This is a genomic window from Microbacterium sp. F01 (assembly GCF_056156365.1).
The window spans coordinates 3,018,624-3,033,680 of record NZ_CM149592.1 but is presented as its reverse complement, the minus strand read 5'-3'; the positions used below and the strand labels follow the sequence as shown (position 1 = coordinate 3,033,680).

General features: G+C 69.7%; 16 protein-coding genes. 9 read left to right on the top strand and 7 right to left on the bottom strand.

What is annotated here, in order from left to right; genetic code table 11:
• Nucleotides 1–233 precede the first annotated feature (233 nt).
• On the bottom strand, nucleotides 234–1,643 hold the full coding sequence (locus ACVN90_RS13955) for a serine/threonine-protein kinase (protein WP_475098823.1): 1,410 nt from the start codon (nucleotides 1,641–1,643) through the stop codon (nucleotides 234–236).
• Nucleotides 1,644–1,845: 202 nt separating this feature from the next.
• Nucleotides 1,846–2,508, bottom strand: coding sequence for a fasciclin domain-containing protein (locus ACVN90_RS13950; protein WP_475098822.1), 663 nt, complete (start codon nucleotides 2,506–2,508; stop codon nucleotides 1,846–1,848).
• A gap of 215 nt (nucleotides 2,509–2,723) precedes the next feature.
• Here ACVN90_RS13950 and ACVN90_RS13945 point away from each other — a divergent pair, with 215 nt between their 5' ends.
• From ACVN90_RS13945 to ACVN90_RS13915, 7 genes are all read left to right on the top strand, one after another.
• A complete protein-coding gene (locus tag ACVN90_RS13945) occupies nucleotides 2,724–4,445 on the top strand; it encodes a cytochrome c biogenesis protein CcdA (protein ID WP_475098821.1) in 1,722 nt (573 codons plus the stop codon).
• Nucleotides 4,446–4,478: 33 nt separating this feature from the next.
• Nucleotides 4,479–5,081 carry an ECF RNA polymerase sigma factor SigK gene (gene sigK, locus ACVN90_RS13940; RefSeq protein ID WP_475098820.1) on the top strand — a complete coding sequence of 201 codons (603 nt, stop codon included), beginning with the start codon at nucleotides 4,479–4,481 and terminating at the stop codon, nucleotides 5,079–5,081.
• Nucleotides 5,081–5,914 (top strand): anti-sigma factor, encoded by an 834-nt coding sequence (locus tag ACVN90_RS13935; RefSeq protein ID WP_475102131.1) that lies wholly within the window; start codon nucleotides 5,081–5,083, stop codon nucleotides 5,912–5,914. The genes sigK and ACVN90_RS13935 overlap by 1 nt, the downstream gene beginning before the upstream one ends.
• A 97-nt stretch (nucleotides 5,915–6,011) precedes the next feature.
• Nucleotides 6,012–6,359, top strand: a complete 348-nt coding sequence (locus ACVN90_RS13930; protein ID WP_045298308.1) for a helix-turn-helix transcriptional regulator — start codon at nucleotides 6,012–6,014, stop codon at nucleotides 6,357–6,359.
• Nucleotides 6,360–6,418: 59 nt separating this feature from the next.
• On the top strand, nucleotides 6,419–6,826 hold the full coding sequence (locus tag ACVN90_RS13925) for a VOC family protein (protein WP_341997744.1): 408 nt from the start codon (nucleotides 6,419–6,421) through the stop codon (nucleotides 6,824–6,826).
• A 94-nt stretch (nucleotides 6,827–6,920) separates the two neighbouring features.
• Nucleotides 6,921–7,559, top strand: coding sequence for a DNA-directed RNA polymerase subunit beta (locus ACVN90_RS13920; protein ID WP_475102130.1), 639 nt, complete (start codon nucleotides 6,921–6,923; stop codon nucleotides 7,557–7,559).
• Between the two features lie 355 nt (nucleotides 7,560–7,914).
• The gene (locus ACVN90_RS13915; RefSeq protein ID WP_475098819.1) at nucleotides 7,915–8,802 is read left to right on the top strand and encodes an aminodeoxychorismate lyase; all 888 of its coding nucleotides are present in this window, start codon (nucleotides 7,915–7,917) and stop codon (nucleotides 8,800–8,802) included.
• A 24-nt stretch (nucleotides 8,803–8,826) separates the two neighbouring features.
• Here ACVN90_RS13915 and ACVN90_RS13910 read toward each other — a convergent pair whose 3' ends face one another.
• Nucleotides 8,827–9,279 (bottom strand): hypothetical protein, encoded by a 453-nt coding sequence (locus ACVN90_RS13910; protein ID WP_475098818.1) that lies wholly within the window; start codon nucleotides 9,277–9,279, stop codon nucleotides 8,827–8,829.
• A 68-nt stretch (nucleotides 9,280–9,347) separates the two neighbouring features.
• On the opposite strand from ACVN90_RS13910, the gene ACVN90_RS13905 reads away from it, so the two are divergent.
• Nucleotides 9,348–9,896: a TetR/AcrR family transcriptional regulator gene (locus tag ACVN90_RS13905; RefSeq protein WP_475098817.1), complete on the top strand. Its 549-nt coding sequence runs from the start codon at nucleotides 9,348–9,350 to the stop codon at nucleotides 9,894–9,896.
• 53 nt (nucleotides 9,897–9,949) lie between these two features.
• Here the strand turns inward: ACVN90_RS13905 and pstB are convergent, their stop codons facing one another.
• From pstB to pstS, 4 genes are all read right to left on the bottom strand, one after another.
• On the bottom strand, nucleotides 9,950–10,729 hold the full coding sequence (gene pstB / locus ACVN90_RS13900; RefSeq protein ID WP_374975137.1) for a phosphate ABC transporter ATP-binding protein PstB: 780 nt from the start codon (nucleotides 10,727–10,729) through the stop codon (nucleotides 9,950–9,952).
• A gap of 31 nt (nucleotides 10,730–10,760) precedes the next feature.
• Nucleotides 10,761–11,870, bottom strand: a complete 1,110-nt coding sequence (gene pstA, locus ACVN90_RS13895; protein ID WP_475098816.1) for a phosphate ABC transporter permease PstA — start codon at nucleotides 11,868–11,870, stop codon at nucleotides 10,761–10,763.
• A 1-nt stretch (nucleotide 11,871) separates the two neighbouring features.
• Complete coding sequence (gene pstC / locus ACVN90_RS13890) at nucleotides 11,872–12,816, bottom strand: phosphate ABC transporter permease subunit PstC (RefSeq protein WP_475098815.1); 945 nt, start codon at nucleotides 12,814–12,816, stop codon at nucleotides 11,872–11,874.
• A gap of 75 nt (nucleotides 12,817–12,891) precedes the next feature.
• The gene (gene pstS / locus ACVN90_RS13885) at nucleotides 12,892–14,004 is read right to left on the bottom strand and encodes a phosphate ABC transporter substrate-binding protein PstS (RefSeq protein ID WP_475098814.1); all 1,113 of its coding nucleotides are present in this window, start codon (nucleotides 14,002–14,004) and stop codon (nucleotides 12,892–12,894) included.
• Nucleotides 14,005–14,243: 239 nt separating this feature from the next.
• On the opposite strand from pstS, the gene ACVN90_RS13880 reads away from it, so the two are divergent.
• Nucleotides 14,244–15,056, top strand: a complete 813-nt coding sequence (locus ACVN90_RS13880; protein ID WP_475098813.1) for a hypothetical protein — start codon at nucleotides 14,244–14,246, stop codon at nucleotides 15,054–15,056.
• Nucleotide 15,057: the final 1 nt, after the last annotated feature.

Genomic DNA, 15,057 nt, shown 5'->3' with positions numbered 1-15,057 from the left:
GCGTGTAGTCTCTGAGGTTCCCTTGCGGTTACCTGCTGATTACCCAATCCCTCGGATTGTCACTGCCGTCTCCGGCGAGTACCTCGGGCTCTCAGGGCGTCCCAGCATATAGCGGCGGTCATCCGACGCATTTCTGCGCCGGCGCTCCATTTAATTGTCTTGAAGTCCGTTGCTCTAACCAACTGAGCTATAGGGGCGTGTCCAACCCTAGCAACGCAAAGCGGTTGCTCACGTCACCCGTTGCCGCCTCCGTTGCCTTTGCCGCTGTTGCTCCCGGGGCCGTTGCCGTTGCCGTTGCCGTTGTTGTTGCCGGGACCGCTGTTGTCGCTCCCGCCCGTGCCGGTATCAGCCGGCGGCGCGTCGTCCGACGGAGCCTGCTCGGCGGGCACGTTCACGGGTTCTTCCTCGGCCGGCGCCTCGTCCGCCGGCGCAGGAGACTCCTGCTCCTCCACCACCGGTGAGGTCGGTGCCGGCTCCGGTTCAGCCGACCAGATGTTCGACAGCCACAGGGTCCCGAGAGCGAGCAAGACGGCGAGGAACGCCGCGAGGACGATCCCGATCGCCAGCCCACGACGGGTCGGGCGACCCCGCTCGTCCGGGTCTGACGGCGCAAGAGATGCACCGGCGGGGGCCAGGCGGGCGTCGCGGCGAAGGGCTCCGCTCCCGCCTGGGCGTTGTGGCGCCGACGTCGGCAGCGCCGCGGAGAAGACCTGGGTAGGAGCGGTGACAGGGGCTGCGACCGGCGTCGTGAGCGGCGCGGTCGAAGGGTCGACGTTCTCGCGGGCGATGGTGTTCTCCATCGCGGCCAGGCGCGACGCGGCCGTAACCACCTCGAGCGCCGTGGGCCGGTCGTCGGGGCGGATCGCGGTCATCCCGCGAAGCAGCCCCTGCCACGACGGATGGAGCGACTCGGGGATCTTGGGCGCCGCCGAAAGCCGCGCCATCACCGTGCCGATACCCTCGGCCTCGCCGAACGGGCGTTCGCCGGTCAGCGCCTCGATCAACAGCAGGCCGAACGCATAGATGTCGGCGGAAGGTGCCGGTGCCACGCCCCGCGCCTGCTCCGGGGCGACGTACGCCATCGTGCCCACGATCACTCCCGGTGTCGTCACACGGGCCGAGTCCATCAGGTACGCGATGCCGAAATCCGCCAGTTTCGCCCGCCACTCCCACCCGGGCCGCGGCGAAGACCACAGGAGCACGTTCGAGGGCTTGATGTCACGGTGCACGACCCCGTGATCGTGCGCGACGTGCAGCCCTTCCGCGATGTCGATCGCAATCGAGGCGACCACCCGAGGATCGATTGGTCCTCGCGCGATCAGGTCGCGCAGCGTGATTCCGTCGACGAGCTCCATGACCAGGTAGCTGGTCTCTTCCGTGCCGACGCGGGCATCGAAGACAGTGACGAGGGAGTGATGACTGAGGGAGGCGAGCAGCGTCGTCTCCGACAGCGCGCGCTCGACCGAGCCGATGGCGTCGGTCGGCTCACGAAAGACTTTCACCGCCACCGGACGCTGGAGATGCATGTCGTCGGCACGGTAGACGCGGGCCATGCCGCCCTCGCCGATGCGCTCACGGAGCAGGTACCGATCGTCCAGGAGTTCTCCGGTGGAGAGCTCCCCCGACGCGAGCAGGTCCGTCACATGTCCTCCCGCCCGATGCTCGCACCCCTCCGGCGCCGCACCGGGTCTCCATCCACGGTACGGGAGGGTGCCCCTCGCGAACCGAGGGGTTGACGAGGTCTTGCCCACGTGCAAGCGCCTGCAACGACGAGGCCGCCGGCGCACCTCGCAGGCGCCGGCGGCCGCGCCGCCCCCCGGATGGCCGGCGTGACGCCGGCGTCGGTCACTGAGCCGGAGGCATCAGGACCGAGTCGATGAGGTACACGGTCGCGTTCGCGGTCTGCACGCCGCCGCAGATGACGTTGGCCTCGTTGACCATCCACATGTCGCCCTCGCCGGTGACCTCGAGGTCGGCACCCTGCACCGTGGTGTGGGTGCCCGCGATGTCTGCCGGCTCGATCCGGCCCGGCACCACGTGGTACGTGAGGATCGACGTCAGCGTCGCGGTATCGGTCTTCAGCGACTCGATCGTGGCGGGGTCGATCTTGGCGAACGCGTCGTCCGTCGGAGCGAACACGGTGAACTCGTCGCCGTTCAGGGTGTCGACGAGGTCGACCTCGGGGTTGAGCTGTCCGCTCACCGCGGCGGTCAGCGTCGTGAGCATCGGATTGTTGGATGCTGCGACCGCGACCGGGTCCGCCGACATGCCCTCGATCGAGCCGTCGCCGTCCGGCACCGCTTCGGCGTACGCGGCGCAACCGGGGCCGACCAGGTTCGCGGCGGGGTCGGCCGTCATCGGCTCCTCGCTGGACTCCATGGACGGCGTCGAGGGTTCGGTCGTGGGTTCGGCGGTCGTTCCGCCCATCGAACAGGCGGACAGTGCGAAGGTCGCGGCCACAGCCAGCGCCAGTCCGGCTGAGACGCGCTTCCTGGTGATGCGAGACATGTCTTCCTCCTCTCCGCGGTCCTCGGACCACGGTCTGCGTGTCCCCGGTGCGGGGTGCGTGCCGCGGGAGCGGCTACACGGACTGTTCGGAGGGGTCGCCTTATCGGATTGCAGATCGGACGCAACGGATGCTGCGGCCCGCAGCATCCGTTTCCGGTGCGCGCAATCCGAACGGGTGACTGGTGCGAATAATCAATGACGCACGAGGGGGACGCATGGAGCTCGTCATCATCGGTCTGCTGGGCGGACTCATCACGGGGATCTCGCCGTGCATCCTGCCGGTGCTGCCGGTCATCTTCCTCACCGGCGGCGCTCAGTCGGCGCGCATCGACGGCGACGTGAGGCCCGCGTCGCGCTGGCGCCCGTACCTCGTGATCGCGGGGCTGATCACGAGCTTCACGCTCGTGACGCTGCTCGGCTCGCTGCTGCTGGGGGCGCTCGGCCTGCCGCAGGACGTGCTCCGGTGGGCGGGCATCGCGGTGCTCGTGCTGATCGGCGTCGGACTTCTCATCCCGAGGTTCGAGCAGGTGCTCGAGAAGCCGTTCCAGAAGCTCGCGCGTCGCACCGAGGTGCAGAACCGGGGGAGCGGCTACGGCGTCGGGCTCGCCCTCGGCACAGTGTTCGTGCCGTGCGCCGGACCGGTGCTCGCCGCGATCATCGTCGCGGGTTCGACGGGGCGGATCGACGCCGGCACCGTCGTGCTCACGGTGTCGTTCGCAGTCGGCGTCGCCGTGCCGCTGCTCTTCTTCGCGCTCGCGGGCCGCGGCCTCGTCGAGCGCATCCGCGCGTTCCGCACGCGTGAGCGCGGACTGCGTATCGCTGCCGGGGTCGCGATGCTCGCGCTCGCCGTCGGTCTCGTGTTCAACGTTCCGCAGCTGCTGCAGCGGCTCGTGCCCGACTACACCGCGGGGATCCAGCGCGAGCTGACCGACAACCCCGACGCGCGGCGCGCGCTCGACCTCGGCGGCCTCGTCACCGACGAGAACCGGGACCTCGACCGGTGCACCAACGGCGCGCCCGAGCTCGAATCGTGCGGGACCGCCCCGAGCATCCGCGGCATCGAGGCCTGGCTCAACACGCCCGGCGGCGAAGCGATGGATCTGGAAGACCTGCGGGGCGAGGTCGTGCTCATCGACTTCTGGGCGTACTCGTGCATCAACTGCCAGCGCAGCATCCCGCATGTGGTCGCGTGGGACACCGCCTACCGCGATACGGGCCTGCGGGTGATCGGCGTCCACTCGCCGGAATACGCCTTCGAGAAGGATGCGGGAAACGTCGCAGCGGGTGCCCGTGACTTCGGGATCAGCTACCCGGTCGCGCTCGACAACAGCCTCTCGACGTGGACGAACTACCGCAACCGGTACTGGCCGGCGCATTACCTGATCGACGCGAAGGGCACCGTGCGCCACATCGCATTCGGCGAGGGGAACTACGCCGCGACCGAGAAGCTCATCCGCGAGCTCCTCGAGGACGCCGAGCCTGGTGTCACCCTGCCGGCGCCGACGGAGGTCGCCGACCAGACCCCCGACGCCGGCACGCGCACGCGAGAGACCTTTCTGGGCTCCTCCAAGGACGTGAACTACGGCGGCGACGGCTCATATCGCGCGGGCGACGGCGACTACGCGCTCCCCGCGGCGCAGCCCGACGACTCGTTCGCGCTGGACGGCTCGTGGCGCATCGAGTCGCAGTACGCCACGCCCTCGGGCGACGGCGGTGGCAGCATCCGTCTCCGCTTCCACGCCGACGAGGTGCGGATGGTGCTCGCCGGCGAGGGGGAGGTGCGCGTGCGCCTCGACGATGGGACCGAGAAGACCGTGAGCGTCTCGGGCACGCCCCGCTCATACGCCGTTGCGGAGAACACGGGCGACGGAGAGTCCCACGTGCTCGACGTCCGGGTGTCGGCGGGGGTCGAAGTGTACTCGTTCACGTTCGGCTGAGGCGACGGCGGGTCGGAGGGAGGTACGTAAGGCATGCTGGTGGACATGGTGATCGACGGACTCGACGTGCCCGAAGACGGCACCGAACCCGTCGACCACATCGGGGAGCTGCTGCAGCGTGTCGCCGGTGGCGACCAGACAGCGTTCGCCCGCGTCTACGACATGCTGTCGCCGCGCGTCTTCGGGCTGATCCTGCGGGTGCTCGTCGACCGCGCGCAGAGCGAGGAGGTGCTGCAGGAGGTCTTCCTCGAGGTCTGGCAATCCGCTTCGCGCTTCGCTCCGAACAGAGGTCAGGGAAGATCGTGGGTGCTCACGATCGCGCACCGCCGGGCCGTCGACCGGGTGAGGTCGTCGCAGGCGTCGAGCGATCGTGACGTGCGCGCGGGGTTCAGGGACCTCGACGTCGCCCACGACGGGGTCTCCGAGCAGGTCGAGCTGCGCATCGAGGGGGAGAAGGTGACGGCGGCGCTGTCCGGGCTTCCCGATGCCCAGCGGGAGGCGCTGACCCTCGCGTATTACGGGGGTTACAGTCAGAGCGAGATCGCGGCCCTGGTGGGGGCGCCGCTGGGGACGATCAAGACGAGGATGCGGGATGGACTGTCCCGCCTGAGGGCCGAGATGGGGGTGACCGCGTGATGGACGAGAAGGAGTTCGCCGAGCTCGCCGCCGGCGCTGCCCTGAACGCGCTGTCGCCGGCCGACCGCGCAGCCTTCGACGCCGCACGCCGCGAGCACCCCGAATGGGAGCACTGGATCGAGACGGATGCTGCCACCGCCGCGGCACTCGCCGACACCGTCTCCGATGCCCTGCCTCCGCTGACGCTCCGCTCGACGCTGCTGTCGCGCGTCGCGACGACCCCGCAGCTGCCGGCGATGGATGCGGCGGTGGCCGCCACCGCCGAGCCCGTAGACCGCTGGACGCCCGCCCCGGCGCCCGCCCCGGACCGATCCGGCGACCGGCCCGCGGCCGAGCCGCCCCCGCCGACGGCGGTGATCCAGGCGGTGTCACGACGCCGCTGGACCCGCGGCATCCTGACGCTCGCCGCATCCATGGTGCTGCTCGTCGCCCTCGGCATCGGGGCGGTGCAGATCAACGAGTACATGAACCGGCCGGCGGAGGTCGTCGCACTCCAGCAGATCGAGGATGCCCCCGACGCGCAGTCGGCGACGGTCGAGATCACCGACGGGGGCTCGGCGACGGCGCACTGGTCGGAGTCCGTCGGCAAAGTCGTGCTGGTCTCTCAGGGGCTGCCGCAGATCGCCGACGACGAGAGCTTCGAGCTCTGGTTCGTGCGCGACGGGGCAGCTGTTCCCGCCGGCGTGTTCGAGTCGACCGACGGGACGAGCACCCAGCTGCTCGAGGGCGCGGTGGAGCCCGGCGACGTGATCGCCGTCACGGTGGAGCCCCAGGGCGGATCGCCGACGGGGGAGCCGTCGACCGACCCGATCGTGACGATCCCGACCGCCTGACGCCCTGCGACACCGCCGATCCCGGTAGCGTGAGGCCGTGGCATCCGTCCCCCAGACGACGCAGACCCTCGCGCACCTTCGCCGCGCGCGCGACCTCATGGACCGCGACTACGCGCAGCCCCTCGACGTGCCCACGATGGCGACCAAGGCCCTCATGTCGCCCGCGCATTTCTCGCGCGAGTTCAAGGCCGCGTACGGCGAGACCCCGTACGCGTACCTGATGACACGGCGCATCGAACGGGCCATGGCGCTGCTTCGCGAAGGCATGTCGGTGACGGATGCCTGTACCGCCGTCGGTGCGACCTCGCTGGGCTCGTTCAGCTCGACGTTCACCGAGATCGTCGGCGAGACGCCGAGCTCGTACCGTTCGCGGCCGCACGACGCCGCCGAGGCGATGCCGCTGTGCGTCGCGAAGATCCTCACGCGCCCGACCCGCTACGCCTGACCCACAACCGAGCAGGATCGGAGAAGCGCGCGGCGCGGTGCGGCCGTAGCGTGGCAGCCATGACGAACATCGCCCTGGCATACAGCCCCATCACCGTCGACGACGTCGACGCCGCCATCCCCTTCTACCGCGACGGACTCGGCCTCGAGGTCGTCAACGACGTCGCGTACGACGGGCACCGCTGGGTGAGCTTCGGCTTCCCCGGTCAGCCCGGACTGTCCCTCGTCGTGTCGGACCCGACCGCGGGCCGCTCGCCCGAGGACGGCGACGCGCTGCAGCGTCTCGTGGTGAAGGGCTCCGGCCCCGGACCCTACGTCTTCACCACCTCCGACCTCGACGCCACGTTCGAGAAGCTGCGCGAGTTCGGTGCCGAGGTGTTGCAGGAGCCCAAGGAGCAGGGCTGGGGTCCGCGCGACGCGGCGTTCCGCGACCCGGCGGGCAACCACATCCGCATCAACCAGGTTTGAGACAGGCGCGATCGTGTGCCTGCCCTGGGTCGCCGCCATGCAGCGCGAGCCGGAGCGCGAGCCCGTGCTCGTGGCGGCGAGTAGCCTGGACGGAATGAGCGATTCGTCGAGGGAGTTCCACAAGCCCGTCCGCCGACCGGCCGAACTCTTCGACCGGGTGTTCGCCGCTGACGACCCGGCCGAGGTCTCTCGTGTCGCGCACACGACCGCGCACGCCCTGCTCGCCCGCGTGAGGGCCGACCCCGACGGCTCCGTCGTTGACCGGCTCGTCGCCTTCACCGACGAGCACGGCATCGACGACCTCGCCGAGCTGTGGTCGCGGTCGCCGGCGAAGACGCTTCCGGGCGCCCTGTGGCGCCTCTACCTGGTGCAGCTCATGATCCACGACGACCCGCGCACGGCCGCGCTCCTCTACGAGCGCGGCCGTGCCGAGCTCCCGTCGGCCGACGACGTGGTGGCCGGCGCTCCGTCGCCGGCGGGGCCTGAGGAGCTCGTCGCGCTGGTCGACACGATCCTGCGCGGACTCTTCGAGGGAGACTTCGCCGTCGCCCTCGATCGCGCGGCGGCCTTCTGCCGGGTGCAGGCGTCGGGCGCGACACACGTCGCCGACGACTACGAGGCGACCGAGCCCGACCGTGCGTCGGCCTTCACGACTCGGGCGCTGCGTCTCTCGGACTACGCCGCCGACCTCACAGCCTGCGCGGCCCTGTGGCGCCGCGACTCCCTCAGCTGAGGTCGCACAGAATCGGACGTTTCGGGCGACATGCCGGAACACGGCATCCGTCCACCGGCGAGTCGGGCACGTTCTCCGATTCTGTGCGTCGATCGCGCCGCGGCAACGGAACCCTCCGGGCATGAGAGTGCCGGGCCGCAGAACGCCACAGTGCTGATGCGCTTCGCGGGAGAGGCGTTCTGTCTCGGCTGGAGCGTGCGGATTCGCCGGGCATGAGAGTGCCGGGCCGCAGAACGCCTCTCGGCGCGGCGCCGCTCGAAGCGGCAAATTTTGGAGCCCGGGGTTACTGCGGCCCGGCCGATCCAGTGTAACCGAGTCCGACGGCGCGGCATTCCCGAACGCCTAAGCTCGGGACATGGCCTTGCGTTTCGCGCTCGTGATCGAGCCCGCGGCATCCGCTGATCCTCGCTCCGATTTCACCGATTCGTTCCGCGTCATCGATCCGTCCGCCCCGGCGCTGAGCGTGGGCGAGCTGAGCACGCAGCGCGGCGACGGCATCTTCGAGTCGATCGGCGTCGTCGACGGCCACGCGCAGGAGACCGAAGCGCATCTCGAGCGACTCGCGCACTCGGCGCGGATCTGCGACCTCCCGGCCCCGAATCTCGAGCAGTGGCGTCAGGCCGTCGCCATCGCGGCCCAGCACGCGCCGAGCGAGGGGGAGGGCGTCATCAAGCTCATCCTGAGTCGCGGCGTCGAGCACGGTCCAGCGCCGACCGCGTGGGTGACCGCCACGGCCGCCGCCGACAACTCGACCGCGCGCGAGAAGGGCATCCGGGTCGTCACGCTCGATCGCGGGTACGGCATCGACACCCCGGCGCGCGCGCCGTGGCTGCTCCTCGGGGCCAAGACCCTCTCGTACGCCGTAAACATGGCCGCGATCCGCGAGGCGAAGGGCCGCGGCGCCGACGACGCGGTCTTCGTGACGTCCGACGGCTTCGTGCTCGAGGCGCCTACGGCATCGCTCATCCTCCGCATCGACGGGCGCTTCGTCACGCCGGCGCCCAACGGCGGCATCCTCCACGGCACGACGCAGCTGAGCCTGTTCTCCCACCTCGAAGAGCACGGGCACGAGACGCGCTACGAGGTCGTTCCGACGAGCGCATTGGGCGAGGCGGATGCCGCGTGGCTGGTGTCGAGCGTTCGGCTCGCCGCTCCGATCACGGCGATCGACGGCGTCGCGGTGCCGGTGGACGCCGGGCTCACCGCATCCTTCAATCGGTATCTGCTGAGCCCGCGCGACTGAGTCTGTCGCCACCCGAGCCGGTCGTCACCGCGTCACTCCCGACATGTCGCGCCGGGCGCGCGCGATCATGCCTCGCGCGAGCAGGGCGAGGCCCGCGCGGACAGGCAGTGACGCCAGGCGACCGCTCGCTCCCTTGAAGCGCATGGCGGCGACCACCCGCACGAGCGAGTTCTGCTCGTCGACCCCCACCCCGACGCGCACGTCGAGGCGGCGTGCATCCACGGCGACGAGCGCCTCGTCGCCCTCGACGCGGGTGACGGTCAAACGATCGCAGCGCGCCGGTCGATGACGGAAGGCGGCGAGACCGGCCAGCACGAGCGCGATCCATCGGGGGAGTGCGGACGTCGACAGGAGGTTGCGCGCCCACGCCGACGGATCAGCCGACGCGTGCGCCGGCAGCACGTCGACCCACACCTGCGTGTAGTCCGGATCGGCGATGTCGACCAGGGCGAGCGACCAGAAGGCGGGTTCTCTCATGCTGAGCTCCTCGGCGACCATACGCTGTCGTATGGTCCTGTGGAGAAACTATACGGTAGCGTACGGACATGGCAAGATTCACTCGAGCGGACTGGGTGGATGCCGCGTACCGCCGGTTCAGCGAAGAGGGCATCCGTGCCGTCGCCGTCGAGCCCACCGCCCGCGAGCTCGGCACCACGAAGGGGTCGTTCTACTGGCACTTCGCCGACCGGCGAGCGCTCGTCGACGCCGTGCTCGAGACGTGGCGCGACCGCGAGACCGAGGCGCTGATCGCCGAGGTCGAGGCCATCCCCGACCCGCAGGCCCGGCTGTCCACCTTGCTCGAGATCATCGCGCACCGCACGGGGGATCGCTCGGGTGAACGCACGCTGTACGCCGACGCCGCCGCGGCCGACGTGCGCGACATCGTCGAGGCCGTCACCGAGCGACGCGTGTCCTACCTGAGCGGTCTGCTCGAGGCATCCGGCGTTCCGGATCGGGAGGCGCGGCGACGCGCGATCATCGTCGTCTCGGCCGTCATCGGCTATCAGCAACTGGTCTCGAGCGGATGGGATGCGGCGGCTGACCCGCGTCCGCTGGTCGAGACGCTCTTCGCCCTGGCGACGGCCCAGGTATGACGACGAAGCCCCTCGCCACAGGGCGAGGGGCTCCGATCACCGCGTCTGCGTGATCAACCGAAGCGGCCCGAGACGTAGTCCTCCGTGGCCTGGACGGACGGCGTCGTGAAGATCGTCTTCGTCTCGTTGTACTCGATGAGCTTCCCGGGTTTGCCGGTCCCGGCGATGTTGAAGAAGGCCGTCTTGTCGGACACGCGCGAGGCCTGCTGCATGTTGTGCGTGACGATGACGACCGTGTAGTCGTTCTTCAGCTCGCCGATCAGCTCCTCGATCGCGTACGTCGAGATCGGGTCGAGGGCCGAGCACGGCTCGTCCATCAGGATGACCTCGGGGGAGACGGCGATCGCGCGCGCGATGCACAGACGCTGCTGCTGGCCGCCCGACAGGCCCGAGCCGGGCTTGTCGAGGCGGTCCTTGACCTCGTTCCAGAGGTTGGCGCCCTTCAGCGACTTCTCGACGAGCGCGTCGGAGTCGGACTTCGACATCTTCTTGTTGTTGAGCTTCACGCCCGCCAGCACGTTCTCCTTGATCGACATCGTCGGGAACGGGTTGGGGCGCTGGAAGACCATGCCGACCTGACGGCGCACAAGCACCGGGTCGACGTTGGCGCCGTAGAGGTTGTCGCCGTCGAGCAGCACCTCGCCCTCGACGCGGGCGCCGGGGATGACTTCGTGCATGCGGTTGAGGGTGCGCAGGAACGTCGACTTGCCGCAGCCCGAGGGGCCGATGAAGGCCGTGACGCTGCGCGGCTCGATGTCGAGCGAGACGCCCTCGACGGCCAGGAAGTCGCTGTAGTAGACGTTGAGGTCGTTGACTTCGATGCTCTTGGACATGATTCCTGTCAGTTCTTTCGGGTGAGGATGCTCAGCGGCCGAGCTTCGGCGAGAAGACCTTCGCGACGATGCGCGCGATCAGGTTGAGGAGCATCACGAGGACGATGAGGACGAACGCGGCGGCCCACGCGCGGTCGATGTAGGCCTGCGCGGGGATGCCCTGGTTCATGTACTGCGAGTACGCGAACACCGGGAGCGTCATCATGCGGCCCTCGAAGAGGTTGTAGTTCATCGAGGTCGCCACGCCCGCGGTGAGCAGCAGCGGCGCGGTCTCGCCGATGACGCGCGAGATCGAGAGCATGACGCCCGTGGTGATGCCGGCGACGGAGGTCGGCAGCACCACCTTCGAGATCGTGCGCCATTTCGGGACGCCGAGCGCATACGACGCCTCGCGCAGCTCGTTCGGGACGAGACGCAGCATCTCCTCGGTCGAGCGGACGACGACGGGGATCATCAGCACCGAAAGGGCGATGGAGCCCATGATGCCCATACGGATGCCCGGTCCGAAGATCAAGGCGAAGACCGCGTACGCGAACAGACCGGCGACGATCGACGGGATGCCGGTCATGACGTCGACCAGGAACGTGATGCCGCGGCTGAGCCGGCCGCCACGCCCGTACTCGACGAGATAGATGGCGGTGAAGATGCCGATCGGGATCGAGATGACGGCCGCCGCGAGCGTGATCAGCACCGTGCCGACGATCGCGTGCAGCGCGCCGCCGCCCTCGCCGACCACGTTGCGCATCGACGAGGTGAAGAACTCGGCCGACAAGCCGGCGATGCCGTTGACGACGACGGTGATCGCCACCGACACGAGCGGGACCATCGCGACGAGGAACGCGATCGTCACGACACCGGTCACGAGGCGGTCGACGCCCTTGCGGCGACCCTCGACGAGCGACGAGGTGACCGTGATGAGCACCAGGTACAGCAAGCCGGCCACGACGGCCCAGCCGGCCAGGTTGAAGCCGTCGCCGGATCCCATCGCGACGATCGCGAACAGCATGCCGCTGGCCACGAGGCTGCCGATGAGGATGCCCCAGGGCGCCCACACGGGCAGGCGGCCGCTGGTCAGGCGGGGGGTGTCGCGCTCCGGCGCGGTCGCCAGGGGAGGCTGAGGAGGAGCGGTCGTCACGGTCATGTCAGTTCGCTCCCGAGAATTCCTTGCGCCGGCTGACGATCCATCGGGCGATGGCGTTGACGACGAAGGTGACGATGAAGAGGATGAGGCCCGTCGCGATGAGGACGTTGACATTGAGGCCGTAGGCCTCGGGGAAGGTGAGGGCGATGTTGGCGGGGATCGTGCCCGGGTTCTCCGAAGTGAAGAGCTGGAAGGTGACGACGTTGGCCACCGAGAGCACCATGGCGACCGCCATCGTCTCGCCGAGCGCGCGGCCGAGGCCCAGCATGGAGGCCGACACGATGCCGCTGCGGCCGAAGGGGAAGACCGCCATGCGGACCATCTCCCAGCGCGTCGCGCCGAGGGCGAGAGCCGCCTCCTCGTGGAGGACGGGCGTCTGCAGGAAGATCTCGCGGCAGATCGCCGTGATGATCGGAACCACCATGACGGCGAGGACGATCGCCGCGGTGAAGATCGTGCGGCCGGTGCTCGAGACCGTGCCGCTGAAGAGCGGGAACCAGCCCATATTGGCGTTGAGCCAGGCGTACACCGGCTGTACGGCGGGGGCGAGCACGAGGATGCCCCAGAGGCCGAACACGACCGAAGGCACCGCGGCCAGCAGGTCGACGACGTAGCCGAGGCTCTGCGCGAGGCGGCGCGGTGCGTAGTGCGAGATGAAGAGGGCGACCGACACCGCGAGCGGCACGGCCATCAGGAGCGCCAGGAACGACGCCCACACGGTGCCGAACGCGAGCGGCCAGACGTACTCCCAGAAGCTCCCCGAGAGGATGCTGGCGGTCTCGCTGGTCGCGGTGAGGCCGGGGATCGACTGGATGATGAGGAAGATCGCGACGGCGGCGAGCGTGACGAGGATCATCACGCCGGCGCCGAGCGCGGTTCCCGAGAACCAGCGGTCGCCTGGCCGCTGCTTGACCTTGCCCGTCGCGGGGGCGGTCGTCGTGGTCATGGTGTCCTTCTGGATTCGGGTCTCTCAGGGTGATACCCGGCCCGGTCGCGAACGACCGGGCCGGGCACCGGGGTCTTACTCGACGACGATCAGGTCGATCGCGGCGTTGACCTGCTCGCGCAGCGTGTCAGAGATCGGCGCGTTGCCGGCGGCCGCAGCAGCCGTGTCCTGGCCCTCGGCGCTGGCCACGTACTGGAGGTAGCCCTTGACGATCGGCGCGACGGCCGCGTCGGCGTACTCCTGGCACGCGATCATGTAGCTGACGAGGACGATCGGGTACACGCCCTCGGCCTCCGAGGTGCGGTGCAGTTCGATCGCGAGGTCGCCCTCGCCGCGGCCCTCCTCGAACGGCGACTCGTCGACGATCGCGGCAGCGGCCTCCGGCGAGTACTCCACGAACTCCTCGCCCACCTGGATGGCGGCGGTCGACAGGCCCTCCTCGGCGGCGCGCGACGCGTCGGCGTAGCCGACGGTGCCGTTGCCACCCGCGACGGCCGAGACGACACCCGAGGTGCCCTGCGCGGCCTCACCGCTGGAGAGCGGCCACACGCCGTCGGGCTCGTACGACCAGACGTCACCGGCGGCCTGGAAGAGGTAGTCGGTGAAGTTCTCGGTGGTGCCCGAGTCGTCGGCGCGGTGCACCGGCGTCACGGCCAGGTCGGGGAGCGTCGCGTCGGGGTTGAGCGCGGCGATCGCCGGGTCGTTCCAGTTCGTGATGGTGCCGGCGAACAGGCCCGCGGCGGTGGCGGCGTCGAGGTTGAGCGAGTCCACGCCCTCGACGTTGAAGATGATCGCGATCGGCGAGATGTAGGTCGGGAGCTCGATGATGCCCGAGCCGTCGACGCACGCGTCGAACGGGCCGGCCTCGATCTCCTCGATCTTGAACGCACGGTCGGAGCCCGCGAACGGGAAGGCGCCCGCCTGGAAGGACTCGCGGCCCGCGCCCGAGCCGGACGGGTCGTAGTTGATCGTGACGTCGGGGTTGGCCGTCTGGAAGCCGGCGGTCCAGGCCTGAACCGCGACCTCCTGCGACGACGCGCCGCCGCCCGAGATCTCGCCGGAGAGGTCCGACGCGGCCGTGGTCTCGTCGGTCGTGCCGCCGGGGGTCTCGTTCGAGGCGCAGCCGGCGAGAGCGAGAGCCGCGACTGCGGCGACAGCGCCCACCTGGGCGATGCGAGAGATCTTCACTGTGTGAATCCTTCACGTGTCAGGGAAACAGGCCGAAACGGCCTTCGGGTCGAACCCGGTGCGGGGTTCGCTCTGAAACGTAGGCTCGGACTCTTAAGAGACTGCGCTGTGCGGGTGAACGGAAGGTGAACGGGATGCCGACATCCATGCATCGGCATTGACACGCGGACCCGCGCCACCCCCGGAAATCCGCGTCACGCACCGCCGGCCGTTCACTTCGGCCCGCTAAAGTGCCTGCCATGAGCAAGACCACCAAAGCACAGCGCAAGGCGCTCGGCGCGATCGAAGACGCGGAGTCGGCGGCGAAGAAGGCCCGCCGCGTTGCGAAGACCCTTCCCGGCAAGAGCGCGAAGAAGCTGCGCGAGGTCGCGGCCGAGACCGTCGACGACGTGGACGTGTCGAAGAAGGCCATCCGCAAGAACCCGGGCAAGGTCACGAAGAAGGCGCACCGAGCCGAAGAGCGCGTGCGAAAGGCCACCCGCGCCGCCGTCGCGAAGGCAGAGAAGAAGGCACGTCTGCGCGCACAGGCCGAGCGCGCCGCCGCCGAGGCCGCGAAGGCCGCGGCGGAGGCCCAGGCGCGTGCCGCCGAGGCCAAGGCGCTGAAGAAGGCGGCCGCCAAGGCCGAGCGCGCCGCCGCCAAGGCTGAGCAGGAGGCACTCGAGGCCGATCGCGTGCTCGAGGCCGAGCTCACCTCTGGGAAGGCGGAGAAGGATGCTGCCGCCACCGTCGTCGACGAGGCTCCGGCAGCTGAGGCACCCGTCGCAGAAGAGACTGCGGCCGTGGAGGAGGCGCCGGCCGGAGAAGAGGCGCCGGCCGCAGAAGAAGCCCCCGCCCCGGCGGCGCCGAAGACCCGCCCACCGCGGACCACGACGCCCACCCGCGCGCCGCGTGCGAAGAAGCCCGCGAGCAAGCCGACGGCTGCTGCCGCAGCATCCGTCTCCTCCGATCTGAACACGCTGACCGTGACGCAGCTGCGCGAGCGCGCACGCGCCGGTGGCCGAACCGGCTACTCGCGGCTCACCAAGGCCGAGCTGATCACCCTGCTGTCCTGAC